This is a genomic window from Kribbella shirazensis (assembly GCF_011761605.1).
In the GTDB taxonomy this organism is placed as follows: domain Bacteria; phylum Actinomycetota; class Actinomycetes; order Propionibacteriales; family Kribbellaceae; genus Kribbella; species Kribbella shirazensis.
The window spans coordinates 7,286,899-7,301,584 of record NZ_JAASRO010000001.1; the positions used below are offsets into that span (position 1 = coordinate 7,286,899).

Genomic DNA, 14,686 nt, shown 5'->3' on the forward strand with positions numbered 1-14,686 from the left:
GCGCGTTCCTTCCTCCAATCAATCGAAGGTCAATCGAAGGTCAACCGAAGCTCACCCGAGCGGCCCGGCGTTGCGGGCCCAGCGGTACTTGGCACCGAGGACCTGGACCGGGGTCTCGGTGGTGTACGGGTACGCGACCACACCGTGGTCGAACAGGTACTGGCTGGCTTCCTCGACCTCGACGTCACCGGACAGCGAGGCGACCACGGGCTTGTCGATGCCCTTGGCCCGGAACTCCTCGACCACCTCGGCGACCAGCTGCGCGAACACCATCGGCGGCGTCACGATCGTGTGCCAGTACCCCAGGATCAGTGCGTGGATCCGCTCGTCGGACAGCCCGAGCGCGATCGTGTTCCGGTACGTCGACGGCGGTTCGCCGCCGGTGATGTCGACCGGGTTGCCGGCCGCGCCGAACGGCGGGATGAACTTCCGGAAGGCCGCGTCCAGGTCGTCCGGGATGTCCATCAGCGTCAGCCCGGCGTCCACGCAGGCGTCCGACAGCAGTACGCCGGACCCGCCCGCGCCGGTGATGATGACGACGTTCTCGCCCTTCGGCGTCGGCAGCAGCGGGATGCCGCGGGCGTACTGGAGCATCTCGTTGAGCCCCGGCGCCCGCACCACACCGCTCTGCCGCAGGATGTCGTCGTACACCTTGTCGTTGCCGGCCAGGGCGCCCGTATGTGAACTGGCCGCCCGCGCGCCCAGGGAGGTGCGGCCGGCCTTCAGTACGACGACCGGCTTCTTCTTCGACACCCGGGCCGCCGTCTCGGCGAACGCCCGGCCGTCCTTCAGGTCCTCAAGGTGCATGGCGATCAGGTTGGTGTTGTCGTCGCTCTCGAAGAACGTCAGGAGGTCATCCTCGTCGATGTCGGCCTTGTTGCCTACCCCAACGATCGCGGAAACTCCCATCCGGCTGGACCGGCTGAAGCCGAGGATCGCCATCCCGATGCCTCCGCTCTGTGACGACAGCGCGACGCTCCCGCGGACGTCGTACGGCGTGCAGAACGTCGCGCAGAGGCTCTCCGGCAGGTAGTAGTAGCCGTAGATGTTCGGCCCGAGGATCCGGACGTTGTGCTTGCGCGCGATCGCGACGACCTCGTCCTGCAGTTCCTGCTCACCGGTCTCGGCGAACCCGGACGGGATCAGGATCGCGCCCGCGACCCCCTTCTCCCCGCACTGCTCCAGCGCCCCGCCGACGAACTTGGCCGGTACGGCGAACACCGCCACATCGACGTCACCCGGTACGTCGGTGATCGACGCGAACGCCTTCCGCCCGAGGACCTCGCCGCCCTTCGGGTTGATCGGGTAGATCTCCCCGGCGTACCCGCCGTTGACCAGGTTCTTCATCACCGAGTTGCCGATCTTGCCGGCCTCGTTGGACGCCCCGATCACCGCGACCGCGCGCGGCCGCATGATCCGGGTCATCGCGGTCAGGATCTCCTCGGAGCTGTACCGCTCGACCGGTTTGCCGGCCTCGGCGTCCACGATGATCCGGAAGTCCACCGCGGTCGCGCCGTCCGGCCCGGCGAGCACCGGGTTCAGGTCGACCTCGGCGAACTGCGGGAAGTCCGTGACCAGGTCCGACAACCGCCGGATCAGGTCGCCGACCGCGTCCTTGTCGACCGGCCGCGCCCCGCGGACGCCCTCGAGCATCTCGTGCGCGCCGATCCCGTCCACCATCGCCCGGGCCTCGCCGGCGGACAGCGGAGCCAGCCGGAACGTGACGTCCTTCAGGACCTCGACCAGTACGCCGCCCAGCCCGAAGGCGACCACCTTGCCGAACGTCGGGTCGGTGACCGCACCGACGATCACCTCCTGCACGTCACCGCCGGTGACCAGCATCTTCTGCACCTGGACACCGGTGATCTCTGCGTCGGCCTTGTACGCCCGGGCGTTGGCGAGGATCTTGTCGAACGCGTCCCGCGCCGCGTCCGGGCTGTCCACGCCGACCACCACGCCGCCGGCGTCGGTCTTGTGCAGGATGTCGGGCGAGACGATCTTCAGCACGACCGGGAAACCGATCTCGGCGGCGAGGCCGGCGGCTCCCTCGGCAGTCGTGGCCAGCCCCTCGCCCGGCGTCGGGATGCCGTACGCGTCGGCGACCAGTTTGGCCTCGGGCGCGCTCAGCGAGGTGCGGCCGTCCGCCAGAGCCTGGTCGAGGATGGTCCGGACTGCTGCCTTGTCATAAGTCATGCGTCGCACTCCAATTCAGATCACGCCGGCGGCTTTGAGTTCCTCGAGCTCACTCGTGTCGATCCCGAGCGAGCCGTAGATGACGGAGTTGTGTTCACCGAGCCCCGGCGAGGTCTGCACCTCGACCGGGGAGTCGGACAGCTTGATCGGGCAGCCGACGGTCTTGAACGAGCCGCGCTGCGGATGCTTCACCTCGACGACCGCCCCGAGGTCGGCCAGCGTCTCGTCCTCGATCAGTTCGCGCGTGGACATGATCGGCCCGCAGGGGACGTTCAGCGCGTTGAGCTTGTCCATCACCTCGAACTTGGTGTGCTGCTCGGTCCACTGCTCGATCAGCGCGAACATCTTGTCGAGCTTGTCGAGCCGCGCGGCCGGCGTCGCCCAGTCGGGATCGTCGGCCAGTTCGGGCTTGCCGATCAGGTTCGCGATCGGGGCCCAGCCCGGCGGCTGGACGATCACGTAGATGTAGTCGTTGGGTCCGCCCGGCGCGCACTTCAGTGCCCAGCCGGGCTGGCCGCCACCCGAGGCGTTCCCCGACCGCGGCACCGCTTCGCCGAAGTTGTCGTTCGGGTACTCGCGCAGCGGGCCGTGCTCCAGCCGCTGCTGATCCCGCAGCTTGACCCGCGTCAGGTTGAGCACGGCCTCCTGCATGGCCACGGTGACCCGCTGGCCCTTGCCGGTGTTCGTCCGCTGGTACAGCGCGGCGAGGATGCCGGCCACCAGGTGGATCCCGGTGCCGGAGTCGCCGATCTGCGCCCCGGTCGCGGTGGGCGGTCCGTCCTCGAACCCCGTCGTACTCATCGCGCCGCCCATCGCCTGGGCGACCACCTCGTACGCCTTGAAGTTCTCGTAGCGGCCCGGGCCGAAGCCCTTGATCGACGCGAACACCAGGCCGGGGTTGAGCTCCTGCAGGCGTTCCCAGGTGAAGCCCATCCGGTCGATCGCGCCCGGCGCGAAGTTCTCCACCAGGATGTCGACGCTCTTCACCAGATCGGTGAAGATCTCCTTACCGCGGTCGGACTTCATGTTCAGCGTGATGCTGCGCTTGTTGCAGTTGAGCATCGTGAAGTAGAGGCTGTCGACGTCGGGCAGGTCGCGCAGCTGCTGGCGGGTGATGTCGCCGGTCGGTGCCTCGAGCTTGATCACATCGGCGCCGAGCCAGGCGAGGAGCTGGGTGCAGGACGGTCCGGACTGCACATGGGTCATGTCGAGAACACGGACACCCTCGAGGGCCTTGGTCATGACGGGTCCCCTTACTTGTACGGTCACTTGTACATCGTCTGGTTCATGGTTCCGGGGGCGTAGGCGTCCGGGTCGACCCAGACGTTGATCAGCGACGGCAATCCCGATTCGCGGGCCCGAAGCAGCGCCGGCCCGATGTCCGCGGGGTCGCGGACCTCCTCGCCGTACCCGCCGAGCATCCGGGCGAACTCGTCGTACTTGACGTCGCCGAGGGTGTTGCCGATCCGGCCGCGGTCCTTGCCGTACTTGGCCTCCTGGCCATAGCGGATCTGGTTCATCGACGAGTTGTTGCCGACGACACCGACGAACGGGAGCTTGTAGCGGACCAGCGTCTCGAAGTCCCAGCCGGTCAGCGAGAACGCGCCGTCTCCGAAGAGTGCGACCACTTCCTTGTCGGGCCGGGCGTACTTCGCCGCGAGCACGAACGGGATGCCGACACCGAGCGTGCCGAGCGGGCCCGGGTCCATCCAGTGACCGGGCGACTTCGGCTGCACGACGCCACCGGAGAACGTCACGATGTCGCCGCCGTCGCCGATGTAGATCGAGTCCTCGGTGAGGAACTCGTTGATCTCGTGCGCGAGCCGCAACGGGTGGATCGGGTTCGCGTCGGACAGCTGCCGCGGCAGCCGCTTCTGGTACGCCGCGTCCTCCTCGGCCCGCAGCTCCGCGAACCAGGCCTTGCGATCCGTCTTCCGGATCCGGCCGGACGCCGCCTGGGTGACGGCCGCCAGGATCGCGCCCGGGTCGCCGACCAGGCCGAGGTCGATGTCGCGGTTCTTGCCGACGGTGCGGTAGTCGAAGTCGATCTGTACGACGGTCGCGCTCTTCGGCAGCCGGCGCCCGTACCCCATCCGGAAGTCGAACGGCGTACCGACGATCAGGATCAGGTCGGCGTTGTTGAACCCGTACCGCCGGGACAGGTGGAAGTGGTGCGGATCGCCGGGCGGGAGCGTGCCGCGGGCCGAGCCGTTCATGAACGCCGGGATGTCGAGCGTGCGGACGAAGTCGACGGCCGCCTCGCTGCCCCGCGACGTCCAGACCTGGCTGCCGAGCAGTACGACGGGCTTCTCGGCCCGGACCAGCAGGTCGGCAAGCGCCTCGACATTCGCCGGGTCGCCGATGCTCTTCGTCGACGAACGGTAGTGACCGGCCTCGGGGACGGTCGCGGACTCGACCGGGACCGAGTTGTCCAGGATGTCGCGCGGGATCTCCAGGAACGACGGGCCGGGGGCGCCGTTGTAGCACTCGCGGAACGCCATCGACACCATGTCCGCGGCCCGCGCCGTGTGCGGAACGGTCGCGGCGAACTTCGTGATCGGGGTCATCATGTCGACGTGCGGCAGGTCCTGCAGGGACCCCATCTTGTGCTGGTTCAGCGCGCCCTGGCCGCCGATCAGCAGCATCGGGCTCTCGGCCCGGAACGCGTTCGCGACACCGGTGACCGCGTCGGTCGTTCCCGGGCCGGCGGTGACGACCGCACAGCCGGGCTTGCCGGTGACCCGTGCGTACCCGTCGGCCGCGTGCGCAGCGACCTGCTCGTGCCGGACGTCGACGACCGCGATGCCCTCGTCCACACAGCCGTCGTAGATGTCGATGATGTGACCGCCACAGAGCGTGAAGATCACGTCGATCCCCTCGGCCTTCAAGGCCTTCGCGACGAGGTGACCACCGGAGATGGTCTCCGGCTCCTTGACTTCCGCGACGGGTTGGGTCTCCGACACTGTCTGCGCCATCTGCAGTCAACTCCTCGGAAGGGCCTTCGGTTGGCCTTGATGTAGATTGCATACCGTATGGTGTAGTCGTAGTCTTATCCCAGGCGACAGCGGTTGTCCAGAGCTCGGGGCCAGGAGGCTGTGATGACGATTTCCGACGAACTCGACCGGACCCGCTCCGCGCTGCAGGCGCTGGAGAAATCCCTTGTGGCCTTGAGGAATCGCGTCGGCCCGCACCTCGACGTACTGCGACTGCTCGACGACGTCGACCGTTGCTCGACGGACCTGAAACGGCTCGAACAGCAGGTCCGCGCACCGCACCATCCAGGCCGCCACGACCTGGTCGTGATCCCCGACGACGATCGGGACCACGGGCTGTGGGGCGCCGGCGACGTCGATCACGAAGGCGTCGGAGCTCCCGGTCGCAGGGCGCCGTGAGCGCTCAGACATTGTTTGACCAACTGGCGTAGACGCACGTCGCGGTCACCGCTCGCGGCGCGGGCGGTGACCGCGACTGCTTCGGCGGCCTGTTCGGTGGCGACGACGGTTCGGTAGAACGGCTCGCTCCACTTCAGCGGCGACAGCACCGGCAACCACCACCGCGCCGCTCCACCAGGACTGTCGCGAGAACCGAGCAGGTGCATGGCCGTCTGGTGAGCGGCAGCCAGCCTGCGCCGCTCGTCACCGGTCAACTCGCCGCTCGCGAGTGCCGTGGAAACGCACAGCGCGACCACACGAGCGGATGCCTCGAAGCCCGCGCTGCAGGTGTCGATGAAGCGTGGCGCGAGCGGCAGCAAGCCCCGCCGACCGGCGGAGCTGCTGTGATCGTGAGCCGCCCGCGCCACCGAACTCAGCACGGGATGCACACACGCAGGCCGGTCCGTCCACGGTTCCCGCGCGAGGCGGGACACCAGCTCCATCACGCACGGATCCGGCCGCTGAACCTTCCCGTAGCCGTTCACTCGCCCGCCACCGGCGTACCGAGCTGGGGCCGCACGGGCAGCGCGGGACGGCCGGGTTGCTTGAGCAGCCGCACACTCAGCGCGGTCAGTACGCCGAGCAGACCGGCGCCGAGGAACAACGGCCGGTACCCGACCGCAGCCGCCACGGACGCGGCGACACCGATGCCGACCAGGCCGCCGACGGCCTTGGCGGAGTACAGGATCGCCTGGTTCTGCAGCAGGCTGTTCTCACCGAAGAACTCGAGCACGAGGTTGGCCATGATCGCGTAGAACGCGCCACCACCGAGCCCCGCGAACATCGCGCACACCACGAACGCCCACCCGGCACCGGCAACCACCAGACCGACATGCGCGAAACCTTCGATCATCAGTACGGCGGCCAGTACGCGACGCCGGCCGAACCGGTCCGACAGATGCCCGGCGAACGACCGGCCGAGACCGTTGACGGCGGCAAGCATTCCGGCGGCGAACGCGGCCGCACCGAGCCCGAAGCCGGCGCTCACCCCGTAGCTCACCACGCAGCCGATGCCGAGCAGCGACAACGCCGTACTGATCGCGAGCAGCAACCACATCAACGGCAGCGCACCGGTCCGCATCGCCTCACCCGGGCGGTAGTGCCGGACCGCGGGCGCGTTGTGCGGGATGCTGCGGTTCAGCTTCCGGTCGATCGCCCACGCCTGCGCGTCGATCTCCGCGGGCCACCAGTGCCGCGGCGGATCCTTCAGCAGACCACCGGCGATCAGCACGACCAGTACGGCGACCGCGGCCGCGAGATCGAAGACGATCCACTGATCCAGCACGGTCAGCAGGAAGATGCTCGGTACGGCGCCGACCGCGAAGCCGCCCGTGACGAACCCGATCGTCGCGGTACGCCGATCCGGGAACCAGCGCGCCGACGTCGTGATGCAGGCGGCGTACACCAGGCCCGCACCGGTGCCGCCGAGCAGGGCGTAGCCGATGACGACGGCCGCGTAGCTCTCGACGTGTGCGAGCGTGACGAGACCGATCGCGGCGAGGACGCCACCCGTGACGACGAGCTGCGTGGGCGTTGCCCGCCGTACCCGATGGGCCCAGGCCGCGGGGATCGCGACCAGCGCCTGGCAGGCGACGAACACCGCGAGCAGCCAGAGCGTCTGCGCCGTACCCCAGCCGCGATCCGATTCCAGTCCGAGTGCGGCGGTGCCGAACGAGTACTGCAGCGGGCTGATCGCGACCATGCAGGCCCAGGCCGCCCAGAGTTGCCAGCGGCGCGGATGGCCGGTCAGTTCACGGGCGTCCTCGCCGATCCGGTACCGCCGGCCGTAGACGTCACGGACATCCCGGGGCATGGGCTTCACGTGATTCATGATCGCCTCCTGACAGTGTCATGCCGCGCTCCGCGCGGTCGTCATCGGGCCTGGGCTCCCGGCCTTCCCTCGTCGCTCCGGTCGCTGCGCTCCCTACGCTCCTCGGTCCAGGCCGGGGGCCCGATGACTACTGCATACCGTATGAAGTCTGTGGTACTCCTTCCGGCCGGAGCTGTCCAGACCTGGGATGTTGCTCTTGTCGGCAGATTGCATACCGCATACAGTCGTCTGCACACTCGAAGGAGGCCGAACGTGGACCTGATGGAGTACCAAGCCAAGGAGCTCTTCGCCCGGCACGGCGTCCCGGTGACGCTCGGCCGGGTGATCGAGGACGCGGCCGACGCCGCCGACGCCGCCCGCGAGCTCGGCGGCCGCGTGGTGGTGAAGGCGCAGGTGAAGACCGGCGGGCGCGGCAAGGCCGGCGGCGTGAAGCTGGCCGCGACGCCCGACGAGGCGGTGGCGAAGGCGGGCGAGATCCTCGGGATGGACATCAAGGGGCACACCGTGCAGCGCGTGCTGCTCGCGCCGGCCGCGGACATCGCCGAGGAGTACTACTTCTCGTTCCTGGTCGACCGCGCGAACCGCGAGTACCTGTGCATCGCGAGCACCGAGGGCGGCGTCGAGATCGAGGAGGTCGCGCACACCAGCCCGGACGCGATCGCGAAGGTACGGATCGATCCCGCGATCGGCGTCGACGACGGCAAGGCCGCGGAGATCGTGGCGGCCGCCGGCTTCCCGCCCGGGTCGTCGTCGGTGGTGCAGCGGTTGTGGGACGTCTTCATCGCGGAGGACGCGTCGCTGGTGGAGGTGAATCCGCTGGTCAAGCTCGGCGACGGGTCACTGGAGGCGCTCGACGGGAAGGTGACGCTCGACGACAACGCGGCGTACCGGCATCCGGATCACGCGTCGTTCGACGACAAGAGGGCCGCGGACCCGTTGGAGGCCGAGGCGCATGCGAAGGGCTTGAACTACGTCAAGCTCGACGGCTCGGTCGGCATCATCGGCAACGGCGCGGGTCTGGTCATGTCGACGCTGGACGTGGTCGCGTACGCCGGTTCGCAGTACGGCGTGAAACCGGCGAACTTCCTCGACATCGGCGGCGGTGCCTCGGCCGAGGTGATGGCGAACGGACTCGGGATCATCCTGTCCGACCCGCAGGTGCGCAGTGTGTTCGTGAACGTGTTCGGCGGGATCACCGCCTGCGACGCGGTCTCGAACGGCATCGTGCAGGCGCTCGCGCTGCTCGGCACCCAGGCCGACAAGCCGCTGGTCGTCCGCCTGGACGGCAACAACGTCGAGGAAGGCCGCAAGATCCTTGCCCGCGCCAACCATCCGCTCGTGACCGTGGTCGACACCATGGACGGCGCCGCAGCGCGCGCCGCCGAGCTGGCCGCCTAGAAAGGACTGTTCGAAATGGCGATCTTCCTGACCGAGAAGAGCCGGGTCGTCGTACAAGGCATGACCGGGTCCGAGGGACAGAAGCACACCAGCCGGATGCTTGCCGCCGGCACCACAGTGGTCGGCGGCGTGACGCCCGGCAAGGGCGGGCAGTCGGTGGACTTCGCGAAGTGCTCGGTCCCCGTGTACGGGTCGTGCGCGGACGCGGTGAAGGCGGCGGACGCGGACGTGTCAGTGGTGTTCGTGCCACCGCGGTTCACGCGCGGCGCGGTGATCGAGGCCGTCGACGCCGGCATCCCGCTCGTGGTGGTGATCACCGAGGGCGTGCCGGTGCACGACACCGCCGCGTTCTTCGCCTACGCACAAGCGCAGGGGACCCGGGTCATCGGCCCGAACTGTCCCGGGATCATCAGTCCCGGACGCTCGAACGCGGGGATCATTCCCGCGGACATCGCGGGCCCCGGCCGGCTCGGGCTGGTCAGCAAGTCGGGCACGCTGACGTACCAGATGATGTACGAGCTGCGGGACTTCGGGTTCTCGACCGCGATCGGGATCGGTGGCGACCCGATCATCGGGACGACGCACATCGACGCGCTGCAGGCGTTCCAGGACGACCCGGACACCGACGCGATCGTGATGATCGGTGAGATCGGTGGTGACGCCGAGGAGCGGGCGGCCGCGTTCATCAAGGAGAACGTGACCAAGCCGGTCGTCGGGTACGTGGCCGGGTTCACCGCGCCGGAGGGCAAGACGATGGGTCACGCGGGCGCGATCGTGTCCGGTTCGTCCGGTACGGCGGCCGCGAAACAGGAGGCCCTGGAGGCAGCCGGCGTACGCGTAGGCAAGACCCCGACCGAAACCGCCGCCCTGCTCCGCACCACCCTCACCACCACCCAACTCGCCGTGTGACAACCCTCCACCTGAGGGGATAACCACCGAACTGGAGGGTTGCCCACTGAAATTCTGAGGGGGCAACCCCCCACCTCAGTAGGCAACCCTGCGCGGGGGCGCGGTGCTGTTGCGGATGACGAGCGTGGTGGGGACGGCGAGGGCCGTGTGCGGACTGGGGTCGTGGAGGTGGGCGATCAGGGTGTCGACGCTGCATTGGCCGATGTCGGTGAAGGTCTGACGGACGGTGGTGAGAGGCGGCCAGAACTGGGCCGCCTCTTCCATGTCGTCGAACCCGACCACGCTCACGTCGTCCGGCACCTTCCGCCCGTGCTCGTGCAGCGCGCGGAGCACTCCGAGGGCCATCTGGTCGTTGGCCACGAAGATCGCGGTGACGTCGGGGTCCGCGGCGAGCCGGCAGCCGGCGTCATACCCGGAGGCCGACGACCAGTCCCCGATCAACAGCTCCGGTACGGCGCACCTGTGGTCGCGGAGTGTCTGCTCCCAGGACCGGCGGCGCTGGTCCGCGGCGAACGACGACGGCGGTCCACCGAGATGCCAGACGGTCCTGTGACCCAGCTCGAGCAGATGCTCGGTCGCCAGCCGGGCGCCCTGCGTCTGGTCGGCGTCGACGACCGGGTGGTCGTAGTGCAGGCCTGCATGGACGACGACGACCGGTAGTCCGGTCGGCAGTTGTACCTCGTCCAGGATCTGCGCCTCGATCATCATGATGACGCCGTCCACCGCCTGCTCCCCCAGCCGGGAGAACGCGTCCGCCACGGCCTGACGGCTGACCGCGAGCACCGGCATCAGGTTGACGGAGTACCCGCGCGCGGTGGCGGCGGTGGCGATCGCGTCGAGCGTTCGCGTCGTACCGAAGGTGGAGAGCTCGAAGACGATCACGCCGATACTGCGGAACTCGCCGCTGCGCAGCGCCCGCGCCGCGCCGTTCGGGCGGTAGCCGAGCTCGCGCATCGCGTCCTTGACCCGGGCTCGGGTGGCCGCGTCCACGTTCAGCCGGCCGTTCGCGACCCGGGACACCGTCTGCCCGGACACCCCGGCCAGCCGCGCCACATCGGCCATCGACGGACCTCGCCGTCGCCGTCCTCCTGCCGTTCCGTCCACCCCGGTACCTCCTGTGTGGCAGGAGTCTAGACATGTTTGCGTGAACACGCCGGTAGGTCCGGCGAGCCGGATCTCGGTGGAACAGGTGGGTCCGGCGTCGCTGTGGCCGGACCCACCTGGCTTCGGGTCAGACTCCGACTTTGCTTGCCAGCAGGTCGGCCACCGCGTGGACCGCGCGGAGCGTGGGGGCCTTGACGCCGGTGAGGTCGGCGAGCTCGACGACGGCGGCGAGGATGACGTCGAGCTCGAGCGGCTTGTCCTTCTCCAGGTCCTGCAGCATCGACGTCTTGTGCTCGCCGACGCGCTCGGCGCCGTCGAGCCGCTTGTCCACGGAGATGTCCGGGTGGCAGCCGAGCGCGGCGGCGATCTCCAGCGACTCCTCCATCATCAGCCGGACCATCTGCCGGGTGCCTTGGTGCGTGGCGATCTCCACCATCGTCGCGCGGGCCAGCGCACTGATCGGGTTGAACGCCGCGTTCCCGAGCAGCTTGATCCAGATGTCCCTGCGGATGTCCGCCTCGACCGGGCACTTCAGTCCGCCCGCGATCATCGCCGTACTGAACTCCTCGCACCGCTGTGACGGACCGCCGGCGGGTTCACCGATCGAGAATCTGGTGCCTTCCAGGTGCCGGACGACGCCCGGGCCTTCGAGCTCGGTCGAGCAGTAGACGACGCAGCCGATCGCGCGGTCGAGGTCGAGCACCTGGGTGACGGAGCCGCCGGGGTCGACGGATTCGATGCGGCGGCCTTCGTACGGGCCCTTCAGGCCGTGGAAGTACCACCAGGGGATGCCGTTCTGCGCGGCGACGACGACCGTGCGGTCGTGCAGCAGCGGCTGGAGCAACGGGCCGGCGCTCGCGTACGAGTTCGCCTTGAGCCCGAGGAAGACGTAGTCGACCGGACCGATCTCGGCCGGGTCGTCCGTGGCCGGGGTCCGGGCCGTGAAGTCGCCACGTGGACTGAGCACCGTGACACCGTCCGACCGGATCGCCTCCAGATGCGCGCCACGGGCAACGAGATGAACCTCGGTCCCACCACGGTGCAGCGCCGCACCGACGTACGCACCGATCGCACCGGCGCCGAGAACCGCAACTCTCATAGGGGTCCCTGCCTTCCAGAGAATCTTGGTATACGGCATACAGTAGGCTGGAGCCGGAATGCGGTCAAGATCACACTCCCCGGCAAGCGCTCGCCAAATCCGCGACCCGCAGCAGACTGGAATCCGTGACCTGGCCGGCGATGGTGTGGATCGGTGGCGCCCCAGGCGCAGGCAAGTCGACGATCGCGCGGGAGCTCGCGCGCCGGACCGACTTGCCGCTGCATCCGGTGGATCTGTGGACCTATGCGCACCTGGAGCGGCTGCCACCGCTCCGGCCGTTGGCGGAGGAGTTGGCCGAGGGGCCGGAGTACGCCGCGGCTGCCTTCGTCGCCATCAGCCGACTGCGGCTGGAGCTGGTCATCGCGGATGTCCGTGAGCGCGAGCTGGGCGCCGTACCTGCACTGGTCGAGGGCCCGCAACTGTTCCCGTCGATGGCCGACTCGGTGCCGGCGGCGGTGTGGTTGCTGCCGGACGCCGAGCAGACCCGGAGGTCCCGGGAGGAGCGGCTGGCCCGCGTACACGACCCAGCCGGACAGGCGCGGTTGGAGAGCCTGCTCGCGCGGGACGCCGTGCTGGCTGAGCTGGTACGGCGAGAGGCCGCTGAACACGCACGTGTCCTCGTCGAGGTCTCGGCCGAACCGGACTGGGCAGCTATCACCCGCACGGTAGAGGACGCACTGGGCCCGCTACCTCGTCTGCAGCCTGGTGACACGCTGAGGCGGCAGAGGCGGTACGAGAACCTCGCGGCGTGTCGCCAGGGGCGGTTGTGGCAGGCGGACGTCGGGCTGGACACGCTGCCTCCGTACCCGTTCGCGTGTGAGTGCGGTACGCCCGGTTGCACCCTTGTCTGGGCGGGAACTCCGGACGAGTACGACGTACGGCGTGGCGAGGGATGGCTGAGAACTCACTGAGCGTGCTAGGCTCAGCGTCGGTTGATGTTTTGCAGTTCCACGTTCGTTTCGAAGCGCCCGCGGATTTGTGATCCGCCGGGCGTTTTGTCGTATCAGGAGAGAAAAATCATGGCTTTGGGAACAGTGAAGTGGTTCAACGGTGAGAAGGGCTTCGGCTTCATCTCCCAGGAGGACGGCGGCGCCGACGTGTTCGTGCACTACTCGGCGATCCAGACCCAGGGCTTCCGCTCCCTGGACGAGAACCAGCGGGTCGAGTTCGAGATCGCCCAGGGCCCGAAGGGCCTGCAGGCGGAGAACGTCCGCCCGGTCTGAGCTGTCTGACGGCAGACCCGGTTCACGCCGGGTCTGCCGTGCTCCACAGGTACTCGCCGTCCTCCAGTACGGCGGTGCGCGCGAGACCTACCCCGGCCGCGACAGCGGCCGATGCAGTGTGATCCGGATGGATGTGCGCGACGATCCGCCGGACATTCTGAGCCCGTAGCCAGGTGACGAGTCCCTGGGCGGCCTCCTTCGCGAACCCCCGGCCCTGCCACCCAGCGCCGACGACCCACGCGATTTCCGCCGTACCACCGGTGATGGTCGCCTGGACGTAGCCGATCAGCTCCTCGTCGTGCTGGATCACCCAGTTGAGCCATTGCTCGTCCGGTTTGCCCGGGCCGGCCAGTTGGCGGCGGTAACGAGCTTCGAGGGCTTCCACGGTCGGCGGTTCGCCGCCGGTGAACGTGTAGAGGTCCGGATCGGACAGGACCTTCGCCATCGGTCCGGCGTACTCGACCCGCAGCGGCAGCAGGGACAGGCGGTCCGTCACAATCACCCGCGCAACGGTAACCGCCTTTGCCGGACCGGCAACATCAGGTGTCGTGCACCCGTCGGTCGGACCACACTGGTCCACATGATCGAAATCGATTGGGCCGGAGAGGCGGGGCGGCTGCGGGCGTCTGCCGCGGGTGAGGCTGACTGGAACGCGGCCGTAGCCGGCACGCTGGTACGGGACGGCGACAAGGTCGTCGCGGACGTCGGCTGCGGTGGTGGTGGGATGGCCAAGGCACTCGCTGAGGCGTTGCCCGGCGCGACCGTCGTCGCGATCGACGCGGATGCCGACGTACTGGAACAGGCGCGGGCGCACACCGCCGGGCTGGTCCGCTGTGAACTGGCGTCGATGGACGAGGGCGCGGAGCCGCTGCGGCGGGCGATCGGTGCACCGGCCGATCTGATCTGGGCCTCGGCGTCCGTGCACCACGCGGCCGATCAGCAGGCGGCTGTGGACGCGTTGGCGTCGTTACTGGCTCCCGGTGGGCGGTTGGCGCTGGCCGAGGGCGGGCTGCCCGCGCGGCACCTGCCGTGGGACCTCGGGATCGGGGAACCCGGCCTGGAGTTGCGGCTGGATGTGGCCCAGGACCGGTGGTTCAAGGTGATGCGCGACTCACTGCCGGGGTCGGTGCCGCTGCCGTACGGGTGGACCGAGGCGCTGACGCGGGCCGGGCTGACCGACGTCACCACGCGGAGCGTACTGAGCGAGACGCCGGCGCCGCTGTCGCCCGAGCGGCTGGACAGCGTCGTGCGCCAGTTGCGGACGCGGATCGAGCGGCTGACCGGTGTGGAGCAGGAACACGGGCATGGTCACGGGCATGGGCACGGTCACGGGCACGGGCATGTGGTGGCCGACGAGGAATGGCTGACTCCGGAGGATGTGGAAGTCTGGAAGCAGCTGCTGGACCCCGACGGCCCGCACTTCCTCGGTCGGCGCGCGGACCTCGCCGTACTGTCCGTCCGGAGCGTCCACCTGGGGCACGCGCCGCGCTGAGACGGC

At 69.0% G+C, this 14,686-nt stretch carries 14 protein-coding genes; 6 read left to right on the plus strand and 8 right to left on the minus strand.

Going from position 1 to position 14,686, the window contains the following annotated elements; translation table 11 throughout:
* Positions 1 to 51: 51 nt before the first annotated feature.
* Genes BJY22_RS34810 through BJY22_RS34820 form a run of 3 tightly spaced genes read right to left on the minus strand, consistent with a single transcriptional unit; the run spans position 52 to position 5,168 of the window.
* Positions 52 to 2,193 (minus strand): acetate--CoA ligase family protein, encoded by a 2,142-nt coding sequence (locus tag BJY22_RS34810; RefSeq protein ID WP_167215624.1) that lies wholly within the window; start codon positions 2,191 to 2,193, stop codon positions 52 to 54.
* Between the two features lie 15 nt (positions 2,194 to 2,208).
* On the minus strand, positions 2,209 to 3,435 hold the full coding sequence (frc, locus tag BJY22_RS34815; protein ID WP_167215626.1) for a formyl-CoA transferase: 1,227 nt from the start codon (positions 3,433 to 3,435) through the stop codon (positions 2,209 to 2,211).
* Between the two features lie 23 nt (positions 3,436 to 3,458).
* The gene (locus BJY22_RS34820; protein ID WP_167215629.1) at positions 3,459 to 5,168 is read right to left on the minus strand and encodes a thiamine pyrophosphate-binding protein; all 1,710 of its coding nucleotides are present in this window, start codon (positions 5,166 to 5,168) and stop codon (positions 3,459 to 3,461) included.
* A gap of 123 nt (positions 5,169 to 5,291) precedes the next feature.
* Here BJY22_RS34820 and BJY22_RS34825 point away from each other — a divergent pair, with 123 nt between their 5' ends.
* Positions 5,292 to 5,585, plus strand: coding sequence for a hypothetical protein (locus BJY22_RS34825; protein ID WP_167215632.1), 294 nt, complete (start codon positions 5,292 to 5,294; stop codon positions 5,583 to 5,585).
* On the opposite strand, the gene BJY22_RS34830 is transcribed toward BJY22_RS34825, so the two are convergent.
* Both BJY22_RS34830 and BJY22_RS34835 read right to left on the minus strand, forming a co-directional pair.
* A complete protein-coding gene (locus BJY22_RS34830) occupies positions 5,546 to 6,109 on the minus strand; it encodes a hypothetical protein (RefSeq protein ID WP_167215635.1) in 564 nt (187 codons plus the stop codon). The genes BJY22_RS34825 and BJY22_RS34830 overlap by 40 nt on opposite strands.
* On the minus strand, positions 6,106 to 7,455 hold the full coding sequence (locus BJY22_RS34835; protein ID WP_238350550.1) for an MFS transporter: 1,350 nt from the start codon (positions 7,453 to 7,455) through the stop codon (positions 6,106 to 6,108). Before BJY22_RS34835 ends, BJY22_RS34830 begins: the two co-directional genes overlap by 4 nt.
* Positions 7,456 to 7,707: 252 nt before the next feature.
* Here BJY22_RS34835 and sucC point away from each other — a divergent pair, with 252 nt between their 5' ends.
* Together sucC and sucD are read left to right on the plus strand one after the other, a co-directional pair.
* Complete coding sequence (gene sucC / locus BJY22_RS34840; RefSeq protein WP_167215638.1) at positions 7,708 to 8,853, plus strand: ADP-forming succinate--CoA ligase subunit beta; 1,146 nt, start codon at positions 7,708 to 7,710, stop codon at positions 8,851 to 8,853.
* Between the two features lie 15 nt (positions 8,854 to 8,868).
* On the plus strand, positions 8,869 to 9,762 hold the full coding sequence (gene sucD, locus BJY22_RS34845; RefSeq protein WP_167215641.1) for a succinate--CoA ligase subunit alpha: 894 nt from the start codon (positions 8,869 to 8,871) through the stop codon (positions 9,760 to 9,762).
* 75 nt (positions 9,763 to 9,837) lie between these two features.
* Here the strand turns inward: sucD and BJY22_RS34850 are convergent, their stop codons facing one another.
* On the minus strand, positions 9,838 to 10,824 hold the full coding sequence (locus tag BJY22_RS34850; RefSeq protein ID WP_167215643.1) for a LacI family DNA-binding transcriptional regulator: 987 nt from the start codon (positions 10,822 to 10,824) through the stop codon (positions 9,838 to 9,840).
* 169 nt (positions 10,825 to 10,993) lie between these two features.
* Entirely contained in the window at positions 10,994 to 11,965 is a 972-nt protein-coding gene (locus BJY22_RS34855) for a 2-dehydropantoate 2-reductase (RefSeq protein ID WP_167215646.1), read from the minus strand.
* Positions 11,966 to 12,090: 125 nt separating this feature from the next.
* Between BJY22_RS34855 and BJY22_RS34860 the strand changes: the two genes are divergently transcribed.
* Positions 12,091 to 12,876: a hypothetical protein gene (locus BJY22_RS34860; protein WP_337759731.1), complete on the plus strand. Its 786-nt coding sequence runs from the start codon at positions 12,091 to 12,093 to the stop codon at positions 12,874 to 12,876.
* Positions 12,877 to 12,984: 108 nt separating this feature from the next.
* Positions 12,985 to 13,188 carry a cold-shock protein gene (locus BJY22_RS34865; RefSeq protein WP_130381366.1) on the plus strand — a complete coding sequence of 68 codons (204 nt, stop codon included), beginning with the start codon at positions 12,985 to 12,987 and terminating at the stop codon, positions 13,186 to 13,188.
* A 22-nt stretch (positions 13,189 to 13,210) separates the two neighbouring features.
* Here the strand turns inward: BJY22_RS34865 and BJY22_RS34870 are convergent, their stop codons facing one another.
* Complete coding sequence (locus tag BJY22_RS34870) at positions 13,211 to 13,690, minus strand: GNAT family N-acetyltransferase (RefSeq protein ID WP_337759732.1); 480 nt, start codon at positions 13,688 to 13,690, stop codon at positions 13,211 to 13,213.
* 78 nt (positions 13,691 to 13,768) lie between these two features.
* On the opposite strand from BJY22_RS34870, the gene BJY22_RS34875 reads away from it, so the two are divergent.
* On the plus strand, positions 13,769 to 14,680 hold the full coding sequence (locus tag BJY22_RS34875; RefSeq protein ID WP_167215649.1) for a class I SAM-dependent methyltransferase: 912 nt from the start codon (positions 13,769 to 13,771) through the stop codon (positions 14,678 to 14,680).
* Positions 14,681 to 14,686 lie beyond the last annotated feature (6 nt).